The organism is Streptomyces sp. a15 (assembly GCF_059026085.1).
This window is the reverse complement of sequence record NZ_JBWLKM010000140.1, coordinates 1-14010: the sequence shown is the minus strand read 5'-3', so window position 1 is coordinate 14010 and position 14010 is coordinate 1. Positions and strand designations below refer to the sequence as shown.

The following is a 14010-nucleotide window of genomic DNA, read 5'->3' as shown; positions in this document are numbered from 1 at the left end:
GGTCGAAGGCGCGGCGGACGGTCGCGGCGGCGGGCAGCGTCCGGAGGACCACGGGGCGCGGGTCGATGCCGCGGGCCGGGTCGGCCGTGCGGCCGTCGCGGCCCCCGAGCAGGCGCTGCACCGCAGCTGGGATGGCTGCGAGCAGGCCGACACAGTGGATGCCGTAGTCGCACAGTACTGCCGCCTGGCGGGGGCCAATGCCGTGCAGGGGGAACGCAGGGGCCTACCACAGCCCCGACCATGCCCAGGCTGGCCGTAGTAGTCACCCGGACGGCGGATGCGCTGGGTGGAAGCCATGGGTGCGTGATGTGGACGCCGCCGGAGCCGATGCTGGCTGCCCCCGTGCCTGATCCTGCTCTGCTGCCGGGGTGGGCCAGCGAGCCCAAATTACGGCGGGGGTTGGCAGTTGTCTTGTCCGCCAGCCCCGCAGGATCCAAGGCGATCTCCGGGCAGAGACACGCACGGGCTTGGATCTAGTGCTTCCCGCTGGCAGTGCCGCGAGCTGGGGTGCAACGTCACCCCCAGCGGTCTCGCGTAGACGGCTGTGCCGTTCCTGGCCTCGATGTCTCGGTGGCGGATGCTGCCGCTACGCCGCCAAAGTTGCCGCAGATCGACTCACGTGGCTCGTCGGTCAGTCGGGGGTCTCGTCTGAGTCGGCGGGCTGGGAGTCGTTGGTCGACGCGGACTGCTCGATGTCGTCGTTGGTCGCGGCCCAGCTGGCCAGCAGGTTCAGGGCGTCCTGCGAGGGGGAGGCGGGCTCGGCGGTGTAGGTGAGGAGGAACTGGCTGGGGCCGTCGGGGAGCGGGAAGGTTTCGAGGGGCAGGTCGAGGTCCCCGACGATCGGGTGGTGGAGGAGCTTCACGCCGGTGGTGTGCATCCGGACGTTGTGGGCCGCCCAGCGGCGCCGGAATTCCTCGCTGCGGGTGGACAGCTCCCCGATCAGGTCCGTCAGCCGCCGGTCGTAGAGATCGCGGCCGGCCTCGGCGCGCAGCATGGCGACGGTGTCGTTGGCGACTTCGTCCCAGTGGCGGAAGAACTCGTTCGCGTGCGGGCTGAGATAGACGAACCGAGCGTTGCTCGGCGACCGTACCGGGTCGGCGTAGACCGGTGAGAACGTACATCAGCCGGGTCCACGCCGAGAACTGCGGCGCCTACGGGGTGTGGAAGGTCTGGCGGCAGCTACATCGCGAGGGCATAGCGGTGGCCCGCTGCCCGGTCGCCCGGCTGATGCCCGAGCTCGGTCTGGAAGGCGCCCGACGCGGCAAAAAGATCCGCACCACCGTGCGCGACGACGGGCATGAGCGGGCGACTGACCTGCTCAGGCGCGACTTCACCGCATCCCGGCCGAACGGGAGGTGGGTCGCCGACTTCACCTACGTGGCCACCTGGTCGGGGATCGTCTACGTCGCGTTCGTCGTGGACGTCTTCTCCCGGGCTATCGTCGGCTGGTCCGCGGCCACCAGCAAGCGGGCCAAGCTCGTCCTCGACGCCTTCGATATGGCCATGTGGCGACGTAACCGCGCCGGAACTCCTGCTGGGCCGGGGCTCATTCATCATTCGGATGCGAGCAGTCAGCCTGGACAACGCGCTCATGGAGTCCCAAATCGGCCTCCACATAACGGAGCTGATCAAGCCCCGCCGGCCCTGGCACGGCCTCGCCGACGTCGAACTCGGCACCGCGGAATGGGTCGACTGGTTCAACAACCACCGGCTCCACAGCGCGATCGGAGACACGTCGCCCCACGAATACGAGACCAAGCACTACGCTCAACACCGGCCCCAACCGGCGGCTGGAGTCAACGCATAGAGCCTCCACCGATCCCGGAGCGGGTCAGGGGGCGCCGCTGACGGCGGGCCCGACAATGGGAATCACGAAACCGAGCTTCATCGCGAGAGTCTCCTCGGGCAGGATCGTTCGCCAACATTGATATCCGACATCAGCGAGTCGGTGATCCATCAACCATTGTCAGGGCGCACGGCGCCCTGTTCGCCGACTGCTCGGCCCCGGGGCTCAGCCGGTAAATTCGTTGACGCCGAGGGCGAAGTCCCAGTGGCCAACCCCGTTGCCGGCGAGGCCCACCGTGACCACGCCCACTCCTTCCAGCCAGTGCGCCATTTTCAGGCCGCCGACGTCCAACGGGCGCAGCCCGAGGCTCTCGATGAATGCCGCCACGCCCGCCTTGGCCTGCGCATTGTCGCCAGCGATGAAGACGTTGGGCCGGCCCTTCTCCAGGACATTACGGAAAATGGTGTTGAATGCCTTCACCACGCTGGCGCTGGCCGGGGCCACCTTGGCGACTTCCTGCGCGATCGAGGTCTCCTCGCTGTGGGCCAGTCCGTCGAACGTGGCGTTGAAGGGGTTGCTGATGTCGACGATGACCTTGCCCGCGAGGGCGTCTCCGTACTCGGCGACGACCGGAACGACACCGTCGTACAACAGGGCCGTGATGACGATGTCCCCGGCCGGGACGGCGCCCCACTTGCCCGTGGTCGCGCTGCCGCCCAGAGCCTTGGCCAGGTCATCGGCCTTGGACTGATCGCGTCCCATGACCTCGACGGCGTTGCCGCCCGCCACCGCGAGCGTGCCGATGGTACGGGCCATGTTCCCCGTACCGATGAGGGTAATGCTGCTCATGAGGTGTGCTCTCTTCCTGTTCTCGAGGTGTCGCTCTGTCTCGTTCGTGCCGGGTCAGGCGCAGGGCGTCGGCCGCGACGTTTCTGGGCCAACTGCCGCGCCTTTCCCGGCAGCTCCGGCTCGTCAGCACGCGAATTCGGCACCAGCGCAACACTTCGGCGTGTTGCGGATGTCCGCGTTCGAGATCAGTTCGTTGTGGCGAGCGACTGGGTTGTTGTGGGGTGTGCCCGCGGCATTCCTGGTGTGTGGTTCAGATGGCGGTGGTGCCGCCGTCGGTGACCAGTTCCAGGCCGTTGACGTAGCTGGAGTCGTCGGAGGCGAGGAACAGGGCGACGGTGGCGATTTCTTCGGGGCGGCCCATCTTTCCGCGGGGGATGAGGGACTCGAATGCGGCCTTGGTTGCCTCGTCGAACAGTTCTTCCTGTTTGGCGGTGGCGACCTGGCCGGGGGTCAGGACGTTGACCCGGATCTTGCGGTCGCGCAGTTCGTTGAGCCAGACGCGGGCCCAGGCCTGCTGGACGGCTTTGCTTCCCGCGTAGAGGCTCCAGCCGGGGAAGGCGCCGAGGGAGGCGTTCGATCCGGTCATGAAGATCGAGCCGTTGTCGTTGATCAGCGGCAGCGCCTTCTGCACGGTGAACAGGGTGCCGCGCGCGTTGAGCCAGAAGGCGCGGTGGAACTGTTCCTCGGTGATCTCGCCGAGGACGGCGGGTTCGCCCATCCCGGCGCTGGCCCACAGCACGTCGATCGAGCCCTTTTCCCGCTTGACGGTGTCGTACAAGCGGTCCAGGTCGTCCAGTTCGGCCGCGTCACCCTGGACGGCGGTGACGTTGCGGCCGATCAGCTTGACGGCGTCGTCCAGTGCTTCCTGCCGCCGGGCCTGGATGAAGACGTGCGCTCCTTCCTCGACGAACAGTTTGGCGCCGGCCAGTGCCATGCCGGTGGATCCGCCGGTGATCACCGCTACCTTGCCATCGAGCTTTCCCACGATCACTCCATTGAATTGATGGGTATCCGAAACAGTGTGCTTATTTTGGGCCTGGGCCCTGCTATCAGGTTCCGATGTCGAATTCTTGTGCCGAATTCACTTCGGCCCCATTGGGTACCTATTCAGGTTGCCATTGGCCTGAGTGGGTGTCCAAGACTTCTTTTAGCCGTGGTGATACCCTGAAGGCATCACCGGACTGGGAGAGGCCATGGATCTGGACCTGCGCAAATTGCGTTACTTCGCCGCCGTGGCCGACCAGTTGCACTTCGGCCGCGCCGCCGATGAGCTGCATATCGCGCAGCCGGTGCTCAGCCGGCAGATCCGCGCGCTCGAGCGGGATCTCGGCGCCTCGCTGTTCACCAGGGATCGCCACGGCGTAGCGCTGACCGACGCGGGCCGACAGCTGCTGGCCGACGCCGGTCCGCTGCTCGCCTCCGCGCACGCGGTCCGCCGCCGGGTGTCCGTGGCCGCCCGTGGCAGCCGGCGGCTGATGGTCGGTTTCCGGGCCGGCATCCCGGTCATCCCGGCGGCGCGGGCGTTCGAGGCCCGGCACCCGGACGTGGTCGTGGACGTGCAGCGGATCGAAGGGGACGACCAGGCCCCGATGCTGCTCGACGGCCGCATCGACGTCGGCTATGTGCGGCTGCCCATCGACGAGGCCGGCCTGCGCGTCACCCCGCTGTACACCGAGCCGCGGGTGGCGGTGCTGCCCGCCGGCCACCGGCTGGCCGGCAAGGAGGAGGTCACCGAGGCCGACCTGGCCGGCGAACCGCTGGTCTGGCATGCCGACCCGAGCACGCAGCCCACCAGGCGCCCGCACCCTAACGCCGGGTACCTGGTGCGCGGGGTGGACGAGACGCTCGAGCATGTCGCGGCCGGCCGGGGCATCTCGTTCCTGGCCCGTTCGGCGTCCGTGTTCTACGCACATCCGGAAGTCGTCTATGTGCCCATCCCGGATCTGGCGCCCGACCAGGTGTGCCTCGCGGCGGCGGCATCGCGCACCTCGCCGGTGGTCGATGACTTCTTCACCGCGGCTCAGGCGACGGCCGAGATCACGGCAGAATGTGGGAACCATGAAATGTGGCAGCTTGGAAGCGATGCCGTTTCAAAGCGCGGTTGAGCAGTCCGACTGACAACAGCAGCGCCAAAGGGGGCACGCGGTCACAGCAATGGCGAAGGCATTGACCTCGGGGGCGGAGGCGATGTTGACGCACAGCGAGAATCGACATCGTCGCGCGGCCACTTCCAGGATGATGAAAATCATAATCTCATTGAAGTCGTCAAAGGCATTCTCGATCAATTCCGCGAGACACCTCCACTCCTCGATCTCAATCTCAATCTCAATCTCACCGAGCATGCGAATTCAAGCAGTGGCAGGACAAGGTCTTCACCCTTGGCTGGGCCTTCACCATGGACGGCTCTGCCTCGCCGCTGGCCGGCAAGAAGGCCGTCGTCGCCGTCACCGCCGGTGTCCCCGCCGACCACTACACCCCCGAAGGCTCGAACCAGGCCACCATCGAGACGCTTCTCAGCAACTGGCACGCCACCTTGCGGCTGTGCCAGTTCGACATCCAGCCGATGGTCAAGCTGTACGGCACCGCCTTCGGCCTCTCCGAAAACGACCTGGCCACCGCCACCAAGCAGTACAACGAGCTGCTTGCCTCCTTCGCAGCCTGACCGCACTCTCACGACGACAGCCGCCCTCGCCGATCGCGACGCCGCGGTGATGGGTCTACAAGTCTCCGGTCGCTTCGCCGGATCGGCGCCAAGCGACCGGAGATCAGTATCGGCGGCGGCCGTGTCGTGAAGCAGCGCCCGCTCGTCGCCACGCGCCGTCGGCTCGGTGGATCTGGGTTGCAGTGTGAGCCCGTCCGCCGGACCCGGCTCCTGATCCCCACCGGGGTCCGGTCTTCGTATCGGAAGGGCACAGGTCAGGACCGTGACCTTGGGGTCTGTCGGGCGCGTGCGGGCAGAGGCAGGACGGCGGCGCCCTGGCGCAGGGCGTCGTTTTCAGCGCGAGCTGCCGGATGGCCTCCTCGTACAGCTCCAGGGTGCGCCGCAGGTCGGTGTTCTCCTGCCGCAGCCGACGTAGGTTCGCCTCCGTGTGCCCGCTGGTCTCCTCGCCGGGCGCGGGCTGGGCGGGCGCCGGGATGCGGGGCCGGTAGTGCTCGTCGATCAGGTCGCTGTAGTGGCGGTGGAAGGTCGCGTGCGGAATGCCAAGGCGTCGCTCGACGGCGGTGACGGTGGGGCGGCGTCCGGTGGCAGCGGCCCGGTCGAGGACGTTGTCGATGACGGCCTTGACGGTGTCGGCGTCGGGAAGGGCGCCTTTCACGGTGTGGGCTCCGGGTCTGGCGGTTGAAGAAGGCGGCTGTCTCACGGCGTTGTTCTTCGATGCGGTCGCGGACGTAGGGGGCGAGGCGGTCGCCGTCGGCGAGGGTGTTGTCCAGGGCGGCGAGGTGGTCGGCCAGGGCCTGTCGGTTGGCGGGGGTAAGTGCGGCGTTGCGGCAGGCCAGGGGCTGGCAGTCGGCCATGACAGGTGTCTCGGCGTGGCCGGAGGGTGTACGGCACAGGGCGCGGTCGCGCTGGTAGACGCAGGTGACGAACATGCCTGCATGCAGGTGTGGGTCGTGGCGGGCGACGATGCGGCGCAGTCGGACCTCGTCGGTGACGACCTGGCCGTCGAAGACGGCATAGCGCGCGAACTCGGCGAGCTTGGCCTCGGCCTCCGCGCCAGCTGGGCCGGTCAGCGCCGTCCGGTCGCCGTCCGCGCTCATCTCGGCGAGGTACTGGCCGTGGGCGAGGGCTTGTTCGGCTTCGACCTCGTCGCGGAAGCCGGAGTCGCTGGTCCCGGCGTAGCCCTCGAGCATCTGAATGCGTTGGCGGCGGTAGGCGGTACTGCAGCGCCGGCGATGGTGCCGCCGGGGCGGCGGGCGATGAACCAGGCCAGGGTGCGGCCAAACTGCCGGTGGTCAGGCGCGGCTGTCGTCCCCTGTCCGCGAGGACCGGGTCCGGCCGGTCATGGGCCACGCAGTAGGCATTGCTCCAGGTGATCAGTGCCGTCATGTCTTTGATGGTGGTGCTGCTGCCCGGCACGTGGTGTGAGTCCTGGCGCTGCCGGTGGCTGGGCGAGCTGGGCGGTTTCGCGAGCAGGCAGAGCTCCTCGTCTGGCTGCAGCCGCTCCAGGACGGCGACAGCGCGGGCAACCGGGGCGGTGACGATCCAGGTCGCTGCCACGCCGTGGGCCTCCTCGCCCTTGAAGGCGAGACTGTGCAGCCGGTACGGGTAGACGTGGCCGTCCGGGTCACGTTGCACACTCACGCAGCCGCGCTTCAGGCGCTTGATTACTGGCGGGAGGGGGGTATTCCGACCGTGCACTATTCCCCGTCTTCCATGCCGTTGCTTCGCTGCTGCGTCGCCCGATGTTCGCTCGGATTGTTGGCGACCTCCTGGCTATATCAGGTCCTTGCGCATCAACGTGCACATGGTTTCGTACCGCTTGACCGAGCCCTCTTCGGTCTCCACGTCCCAGGAGTCCAGCTCACGGCCGTAGGGCCGGTAGCCCAATCGCTCGTAGAGGGCTCGGGCTCTGGGGTTGCTCTCCTCCACGCCCAGTTCGGCCACCGCCAGACCACGGGCTGTGATCCGAGCCTCTGCGGAGCTGATCAGCAGGGTGCCGATGCCGCAGGACTGAAGCGCCGGATGGACACCGAGCTGCCAGAGCGTGCCAGCACCACTCTTGAGCACGTAGTCGACGCCGCCGATCGCCACCGGCACGTCTGCGGGCCCGCAAACGGCCAGGTAGTCGACCTCGCCGCGCTCGGCCCGGCGCAACTGCTCGGCGATCTGCCTCACGTGCATGGCGGAGCCCGACCAGTCGCACGAGGGCAGGTCTTCGTGGGTGAGATCGCGCACGGACAGGGAGATCCTGATGTCGGTCACTGTGACCACCTCCGGCGTGAGAGGCTCCACGACACCCCGGACAGACGCAACATCATTGGGCAGCCGCCTCGGGGCCGAGTCATCTGCTGCCCGGGCTGCGAGGTACTCGGCCCAGTCGCGTCGGGCGTAGGCGACCCAGCGGAGCGCGGTGTGGCGGTGCATCCCGGTCACGTCGGCGAGGATCGGGCTGGGGAGATCAGCAGCGAGGGCGGCCAGCGCCGCGTTGCGCGCGGTGCGAACTGGGATGCCGTGCCGGTTGAGCTTCTGGGTCATGCCGTGGGTCGAGATCGGCTTGCCCGGGCCCATGCCCGGGAAGAGCCACCGGGGGCCTGGGTGGACTCGCGAGAGCTGCGGCCGCAGCTGGGGTTGTTCGGCGAGGTGCCGCAGGAGCTCGGCGAGCCGTGGAGGCAGCAGCACGGGGTGGCGGCCCAGGACCAGGTGGGCGTGCTTGTCGCCGAACTTGAGGTGCTCGGGCGTCAGATGGCAGAGGCGTTCGGTGGACGGGCCGAACAGCAGGGTGATCGCGCCAGCGGCGCGGACGTCCGTGGGCAGGGCATCGTTGGTCAAGCAGCGCTGAGGAGCGGCCATCGATCGTCCTCGTCGAGCAGGTTCTGGGGCTCCTGCCTCGGGATGGATGGGACGGTGAGTTCGCGGGTGAGCTGGCGGCTCGTCGTCCATTTCAGGAAGTATCGGATCAGGTAGCGCCGCTGGCTGGTGGCTCCTGCGATCCAGTCGTCGATGTGCTCCTGGGCGAGGTCGGCGAGGGCCACCGTCGTCGAGACGGGACGAGCAATGGAGCGCCGCGCAACTCACCGGCAACCGACTGGTTCCAGCGCGTGGCGGCCAGCGCCCAGATCGTGACCTCACCAGAGGCCCTCATTCTGGCGGCCACAGACGGTCCACGCACGACAGGCTGATGGCGTGAAATCGTCAACGGCTGCACCGGCGTAGGCCGGGGCGGAGGGTGCACCGGTGGTGACGATATGCTCACACGGTGGGCCGGAGTCCCCGTCGCGCCGTCGTCTGGGCTGTCGGAGGATGGGGGCAGGAGTCGGTCCGGTCGAGTGGGGAACCAGGGGGAGGCCATGGGATGCGGCAGGCAGGTGTGCTCGACGTCGGGTGCCACAGTGCTCTGCTGACGGTCGTGCGACGGCGCCCGGGTACGGTTCTGGAGCCGGTCTTCTCCCGCAAGGTGCGGTTGAGCCTGCACGAGACTCTCGACGGTAAGGGGCGGCTGGGCAAGGCCGGCATGGAGAGCGTCGAGCGGGCAGTGGCTGAGGCCGTCGCCGCCGGCCCGCGTCTGCGCGGGCCGGAAGTGTTCGCGTTCGCGACCTCGGTCATCCGGGACGCGCCCAATCGCGACGAGATCGTCGCACGTGTTGCACGCACTACTGGCACCCGCCTGCGCATGCTGACCGGCGAGGAGGAGGCGCGGCTGGCGTACGTGGCCGCCCGTCAGTGGGCGGGTCCGACGGCCGGGCAGCTGCTGGTACTGGACATCGGCGGCGGTACCGTCGAGATCGCCTCCGGCACCGGGGACCAGCCTCGCGCCGTCTACTCGTTGCCGCTGGGCGCCCGCAGGATCACCCGGGACTGGCTTCCCGGCGGCACCGTGCCGTCCCAACGCCGCCTGGCCGAGGTCCGGCAGCACCTCCGCCGGTCCTTGGAAGCCGTCCCCGGCCTGCCGCAGGCCGAACCGGGCGGGCGGGTGCTGGCCTGCTCCAAAACCTTCGAACAGCTCGCTCGTCTCGCCGCCGCTCGGGCCAAGACCCCCCGGTCCAGGTGGCAATTGGCGCTACCTCAACTGCGCAGGTCGGTCTCCCTGCTGGCCGACGCGGGACCCTCCCGCCGTGCGAAGCTGCCGGGCATCTCCCGGCACCGGGCCGAGCAATCCCTGGCCGGAGCCCTGATCGCACAGACCCTCATGGAAGCCAGCGGGGCCAAGGAGGTCGAGATCTGCCCCTGGTCGACGCGGGAAGGACTACTGCTCGAGCGCCTCGGCGTGCCCCACGCCACAGTTGGCCGCCCCCGCCGCGCCGGCTGAATCAACGGACCTCGTTCGCACGCACTTCCGAGCCACCGGGTACCGCTCGCCCAGGTGCGGTTGTGAAAGCCCTGGCTCGACGGGATCAGCAGCACTGATGCTCCTGACGCTCCCGGCTTGCCACACGTCGCGTATCGCTCATGCACAGTGCCCAGCGGCAACTCCAGCCGCACGGCTCGGTCAGGAGGTGCCCGACAAGGCCGGCGAATCCCGCGCACGGGTGGCAGACTGCTGCAGCTTCACCGGCTCTACCGGTGCAGGTGACCAGTTCGGCCAGGCGGGACTACCTGCTATCACGCTCTTGGAGGGTGAAATTCGGGGATCATGTCGGTCGATACGTTGATGGGATGGCGGACGCCGTAGGCATCCCGTGAGGAGGGGCTGTGGCGAATTTGATCAGGCGGCATGAGACGTCCGTCGAGGTCGACTTCGACGCCTGGGCCTTGCAGGACTGGGATGACACGCAGGTGCCTGTCACGTTCCCCGGTGAATTCGAGCGAGGCCCGTTTCTCTCCGCCCGTGAGGGTCGCTTGGACTTCACGAGTGCGGGGCACACGCACACAGCCACTCTCACGGTTGAGGTCTGGGATGCTGAGCCGGCCATTCCTGCTGGTCGCTGGGACGTAACGGCTGAGGCGAGCGTGTATTACTCGTCGGGCAAGCTGCGTGCGTGGAGCATGGCGGGTGGGCCTATGCCCGGCAGCATCGAATTGTCGGACGGGCCAGGTACGTGGAGTGTGCGTGTGGTGAGTGCTGGACGTCGCCAGGTTGCTGAGCTCGCTGCCCGCAGTGTGCCGGAGGGCGTGGAGCAGTACGCGGCGCAGTTCTGGCCGGAGCGGGCCCGGTAGTCGTGTAGGACGTGGAGCACCCCCGCCCCGAACTCCGTCTTCGAGGCTCTCACGGGCATGCCCACGCGGGGGCCGATGCCGTCGTCGAGCAGATGAACATGGCTTTGTGCTCCCGGTCATACCTGGGAGCACAAAGCCATGCAGCGAGGCGAGCTTTGCGTGTTCTGACAGGCGATGTTGTGACACGCGAGGTGAACCGTACGGGGGTTCAGTGCTGCGATCCCCAAGTGGCTGATCCGCCCCGGGAGTTCACCGCAGGGTGAGCGGGGTCTCGGATGCGATGCGGGACAGTTTCTCCGGGTTGCGGACGAGGTAGAGGCCGGTGATGCGGCCAGCCTCTACGCGGGCCGCCATGATGCAGTCCAGTTCACCGTCCAGGTGGACCACCAGCGCCGGGCAGCCGTTGACCACGGTGGGGCCGAAGGCGATCGGGATCGTGTTCTTGCCGAGGCCGCCGACCAAGAGGCGGGCCGCCTTGTCGGCGCCGACGATCGGCCGCGGCGCAGCGTGCTTCACACCGCCACCGTCGCCCATATAGACGACCTCAGGCGCGAGCACGTCGAGCAGGCCCTGCAGGTCCCCACTCTCCAGCGCCCGCAAGAACGACTCCAGAGCCGCCCGCGTCTCGCTCTGGGAAACCACCTCGCGCGGGCGCCGGGCATCCACGTGCCGGCGGGCCCGGTGCGCGATCTGACGGACGGCTGCCGGGGTCTTGTCGACCGACGCCGCGATCTCGTCGTAGCCGACGTCGAAGACCTCGCGCAGCACGAAAACGGCCCGCTCGGTCGGGACAACGTTTCCAGGACGAGCATCACCGCCATCGACACACTCTCGGCGAGCTCGACGTCCTGGGCCACGTCCGGCGCGGTCAGCAGCGGCTCCGGCAGCCACGGGCCCACGTACGACTCCCTGCGCCGCGACATCGTGCGCAGCCGGTTGAGCGCCTGCCGGGTCGTGATCCGGACCAGGTACGCGCCCTGGTCGCGCACCTGCTCCAGGTCGACCTCGACCCACCGCAGCCAGGTCTCCTGCAAGGACGTCCTCGGAATCGGCCGCCGAGCCCAGCATCTCGTACGCGACGGTGAAGAGCAGATTGCGGTGGGCGACGAATGTCTCGGTCGCCCGGTCAATGGCGCGATCATCACTCATGTCTTGATCATCTCCCCCTCGGCCGGCCCGGACCTAGGAAACCCGATCGACGAGCGGCGCCTCGGCGCTCATGGCCTCCAGCGCCTGCTGGCGCCCGGCGCCTCCCTTCATGCGGTACAGGCTGTACCCACCGGGCTTGTGCGCCTCATCCGCCAGGTGCTTCACGATGCCCTTCCACACGGCCTCCTTCATCTTCGCGCCGAGGCGACCGTCGATGTGGAACCACACCGCGACGTCGGACCTGTTGCCGAACTGGAAGATGCCGGTGCCCCGGCCCAGGCTGATGCACTGCGCTCCGAACGACTGGTTGAGGGTCTCGGGCTCCTCCCCCGCCAACCGGCTGAGCACCGTGTCGGCGGCCCGCGCAGCCAGCGGCATCGCAGCCTGGCAGCTCATCCGCAGTGGCAGGCCCGACGGCGCCGCCGAGTCCCCGGCCGCGACGATGCGCTCGTCATCCACGCTCGTCAGCGTCTCGTCCGTGAGCAGCCGACCCAGGGCATCGGCGCTCAGCCCACTGCGCGCGGCCAGGTCCGGCACGCCAAAACCGGCGGTCCAGATGGTCACCGCGCTCGGCAGCTCCCGGCCGTCAGCGAGCCGCACCGCATCACGCGTCACCGCCGTCACCTTCGCGTCGGGGCCTTCCACGACCCTCGCCCCGAGCGCCGCCAGCCGCCCGGCCACCGAACGCCGCCCCCGCCGGTGCAAGTACGGCCCGAGCACCCCACCGCAGACCAGAGTCACGCTGCGGCCCTGCTCCGCCAGCTCGGCGGCGGTCTCGATGCCCGTCGGGCCGGCTCCGACCACCGTCACCGCGGCCGATGCAGGCGCGGCATCCAGGACCGGCAGCAGCCGCTGCACCTCCTCCAGGCCGGCGATCGGATAGGCGAACTCGGCCGCCCCGAGCCCGCGCGGGTCGGCGCTGCCACTGCCCACCGCGTAGACCAGGTAGTCGTAGCCGATCGCACCACCGCTTGCCAGCTCCACACCATGCCCGGCCGCGTCGATCCGCGTCACGCTGTCGACCACCAGCCGGACGCTCTCCGCCAGGACCTCCTGGTGGAGTCGAACCGGCCACTGACAGTGGTATCCCCATGGATGGAGACGGTGAACTCGGTGAGCGGTACGGACATCCTGCAGCGCATGGAACAGACGATGAACGCGCACGACTTGGACGAATTTGTCGGCTGCTTCACCGAGGACTTCGTCTCGGAGCTTCCGCTCCAGCCGCAGCGGAATTTCGTCGGTCGCGAGACCGTCCGGAAGAACTGGGGGGCGCTCTTCACGCACGTTCCGGATCTCGTGGGGACTGTCCTGCAGTCCGTCGTGGACGGTGACCAGATCTGGAGCGAGTGGGAGATTCGAGGGAATACGCAGGACGGAATGCCGTACCTGGCTCGTGGTGCAGCCATCCATCGCCTCCGCGACGGGCGGCCGGCATCGGTGCGGTTCTACCTGGACAACGTCGAGGACGCCGCTGAGGCAGATGGATAGCCTCGCGTCGGAGGGCCTTACGGACAGCGGCATTGCGTAGTCAAGATTGGTCCGGTTCACCTGATCCGTGATTGACGTGGCGTCATATCCGGTGTGCGGCAAGGAGATCCGGACAACAGTGCAGGCACGGCCGCCGGCGATCATGTGGTTGTCGAGATCCAAGCTCGCCACCGTCTACCAGGCCGCACACCACCTCGCCGCCGTTCTCCTCTGGGCACGCCGATGACCACGGCACAAGAACCTAGACCCGTTCCAGCGAGCGGTGGGGAAGGGGCGGGATTTCGACCCGGATTGAATCGTCGGGGCGGACGATCCCTCCGCGGCGGACCACAGCCATGACACCACACTTGAAGGTGAACTCGCCGGACACGGAGTCCATGGTGAAGACCTCACCGAGCAGCCCCTTGCGGAAGTCGTTGATCTTCGAGCACGGGTTGCGCAGTCCCGTCGCCTCGAGCACCGCCCGCTCGCCGAGATGGAGCAGAGCGCCGGTGGGTAGGCCCAACAGGTCCACCCCGCGCGTGGTGATGTTCTCGCCGAGCTGGCCCGCAGAGACCTTGAAGCCCTTGAGCGCGAGCTCGCCGAAGAGTTCCTCGTGCATCAGGTGGACCTGCCGCAGGTTGGGCAGGTCCGGCTCGTAGGTCATGCGGAACTGGTGGCGGATCGTCTCACCTGCGTGAACGTCTCCTTCCACTCCGAGCCCGGTGAGCAGCGTGATGGAATCGCGGTTGGGCTTGCCGAACGAGTACACCTCGTTACGACTCACAGCGGCGACCTGACCAGTCATCACGGTCTCCCAGCTGTTGTCGTTCTGCGGCCGGTCGATCTTACTGACTTCGGCCCGTCAGGGTGACGCTGGTTCGTCGAGTGCCAGGCCGGTGCCCGCTATGAAGCCATCGAGGGTGTCGGGCCGGTACTG

At 68.2% G+C, this 14010-nt stretch carries 15 protein-coding genes and 4 pseudogenes; 8 read left to right on the top strand and 11 right to left on the bottom strand.

The genetic code is table 11. The features are described from left to right. Nucleotides 1-631: 631 nt before the first annotated feature. Nucleotides 632-1096: pseudogene (locus tag AC5P09_RS49365) on the bottom strand (MmyB family transcriptional regulator); the annotation flags it as partial. Between the two features lie 11 nt (nt 1097-1107). Between AC5P09_RS49365 and AC5P09_RS49360 the strand changes: the two are divergent. Both AC5P09_RS49360 and AC5P09_RS49355 read left to right on the top strand, forming a co-directional pair. Continuing rightward, a pseudogene (locus AC5P09_RS49360) lies at nt 1108-1515 on the top strand (DDE-type integrase/transposase/recombinase); the annotation flags it as partial. Nucleotides 1516-1561: 46 nt separating this feature from the next. Then, nucleotides 1562-1807: an integrase core domain-containing protein gene (locus AC5P09_RS49355; RefSeq protein WP_493880215.1), complete on the top strand. Its 246-nt coding sequence runs from the start codon at nt 1562-1564 to the stop codon at nt 1805-1807. A gap of 204 nt (nt 1808-2011) precedes the next feature. Here AC5P09_RS49355 and AC5P09_RS49350 read toward each other — a convergent pair whose 3' ends face one another. Both AC5P09_RS49350 and AC5P09_RS49345 read right to left on the bottom strand, forming a co-directional pair. Further along, a complete protein-coding gene (locus AC5P09_RS49350; protein WP_493880214.1) occupies nt 2012-2635 on the bottom strand; it encodes an NADPH-dependent F420 reductase in 624 nt (207 codons plus the stop codon). Between the two features lie 250 nt (nt 2636-2885). Then, nucleotides 2886-3620 carry an SDR family NAD(P)-dependent oxidoreductase gene (locus tag AC5P09_RS49345; protein WP_203922400.1) on the bottom strand — a complete coding sequence of 245 codons (735 nt, stop codon included), beginning with the start codon at nt 3618-3620 and terminating at the stop codon, nt 2886-2888. Nucleotides 3621-3828: 208 nt separating this feature from the next. Between AC5P09_RS49345 and AC5P09_RS49340 the strand changes: the two genes are divergently transcribed. Beyond that, entirely contained in the window at nt 3829-4740 is a 912-nt protein-coding gene (locus AC5P09_RS49340) for a LysR family transcriptional regulator (protein ID WP_493880213.1), read from the top strand. On the opposite strand, the gene AC5P09_RS49335 is transcribed toward AC5P09_RS49340, so the two are convergent. Further along, nucleotides 4726-4977 carry a hypothetical protein gene (locus tag AC5P09_RS49335; protein ID WP_493880212.1) on the bottom strand — a complete coding sequence of 84 codons (252 nt, stop codon included), beginning with the start codon at nt 4975-4977 and terminating at the stop codon, nt 4726-4728. The genes AC5P09_RS49340 and AC5P09_RS49335 overlap by 15 nt on opposite strands. On the opposite strand from AC5P09_RS49335, the gene AC5P09_RS49330 reads away from it, so the two are divergent. Further along, nucleotides 4920-5297 (top strand): NAD(P)H-dependent oxidoreductase, encoded by a 378-nt coding sequence (locus tag AC5P09_RS49330; RefSeq protein WP_493880218.1) that lies wholly within the window; start codon nt 4920-4922, stop codon nt 5295-5297. The two genes, AC5P09_RS49335 and AC5P09_RS49330, sit on opposite strands and share 58 nt — an antisense overlap. Nucleotides 5298-5400: 103 nt before the next feature. Here AC5P09_RS49330 and AC5P09_RS49325 read toward each other — a convergent pair whose 3' ends face one another. Continuing rightward, a complete protein-coding gene (locus AC5P09_RS49325) occupies nt 5401-5952 on the bottom strand; it encodes a hypothetical protein (RefSeq protein WP_493880211.1) in 552 nt (183 codons plus the stop codon). Here AC5P09_RS49325 and AC5P09_RS49320 point away from each other — a divergent pair. Next, on the top strand, nt 5909-6670 hold the full coding sequence (locus AC5P09_RS49320) for a hypothetical protein (protein ID WP_493880210.1): 762 nt from the start codon (nt 5909-5911) through the stop codon (nt 6668-6670). The two genes, AC5P09_RS49325 and AC5P09_RS49320, sit on opposite strands and share 44 nt — an antisense overlap. Before the next feature lie 400 nt (nt 6671-7070). Here AC5P09_RS49320 and AC5P09_RS49315 read toward each other — a convergent pair whose 3' ends face one another. Together AC5P09_RS49315 and AC5P09_RS49310 are read right to left on the bottom strand one after the other, a co-directional pair. Beyond that, nucleotides 7071-7559 carry a GNAT family N-acetyltransferase gene (locus tag AC5P09_RS49315; protein WP_493880217.1) on the bottom strand — a complete coding sequence of 163 codons (489 nt, stop codon included), beginning with the start codon at nt 7557-7559 and terminating at the stop codon, nt 7071-7073. Between the two features lie 563 nt (nt 7560-8122). Beyond that, complete coding sequence (locus tag AC5P09_RS49310) at nt 8123-8329, bottom strand: hypothetical protein (protein ID WP_493880209.1); 207 nt, start codon at nt 8327-8329, stop codon at nt 8123-8125. A gap of 320 nt (nt 8330-8649) precedes the next feature. On the opposite strand from AC5P09_RS49310, the gene AC5P09_RS49305 reads away from it, so the two are divergent. After that, complete coding sequence (locus tag AC5P09_RS49305) at nt 8650-9603, top strand: Ppx/GppA phosphatase family protein (protein ID WP_493880208.1); 954 nt, start codon at nt 8650-8652, stop codon at nt 9601-9603. A gap of 383 nt (nt 9604-9986) precedes the next feature. Beyond that, nucleotides 9987-10451 (top strand): hypothetical protein, encoded by a 465-nt coding sequence (locus AC5P09_RS49300; RefSeq protein ID WP_493880207.1) that lies wholly within the window; start codon nt 9987-9989, stop codon nt 10449-10451. 249 nt (nt 10452-10700) lie between these two features. Here AC5P09_RS49300 and AC5P09_RS49295 read toward each other — a convergent pair. Both AC5P09_RS49295 and AC5P09_RS49290 read right to left on the bottom strand, forming a co-directional pair. Further along, nucleotides 10701-11600 (bottom strand): annotated as a pseudogene (locus AC5P09_RS49295) (RNA polymerase sigma-70 factor). A 33-nt stretch (nt 11601-11633) separates the two neighbouring features. After that, the gene (locus AC5P09_RS49290) at nt 11634-12836 is read right to left on the bottom strand and encodes an NAD(P)/FAD-dependent oxidoreductase (RefSeq protein ID WP_493880216.1); all 1203 of its coding nucleotides are present in this window, start codon (nt 12834-12836) and stop codon (nt 11634-11636) included. Here AC5P09_RS49290 and AC5P09_RS49285 point away from each other — a divergent pair. Next, complete coding sequence (locus tag AC5P09_RS49285) at nt 12741-13091, top strand: nuclear transport factor 2 family protein (RefSeq protein ID WP_493880206.1); 351 nt, start codon at nt 12741-12743, stop codon at nt 13089-13091. The genes AC5P09_RS49290 and AC5P09_RS49285 overlap by 96 nt on opposite strands. Nucleotides 13092-13332: 241 nt before the next feature. Here AC5P09_RS49285 and AC5P09_RS49280 read toward each other — a convergent pair whose 3' ends face one another. Both AC5P09_RS49280 and AC5P09_RS49275 read right to left on the bottom strand, forming a co-directional pair. Beyond that, nucleotides 13333-13878, bottom strand: a complete 546-nt coding sequence (locus AC5P09_RS49280; RefSeq protein ID WP_493880205.1) for an MOSC domain-containing protein — start codon at nt 13876-13878, stop codon at nt 13333-13335. A 57-nt stretch (nt 13879-13935) separates the two neighbouring features. Beyond that, a pseudogene (locus AC5P09_RS49275) lies at nt 13936-14010 on the bottom strand (transposase); the annotation flags it as partial.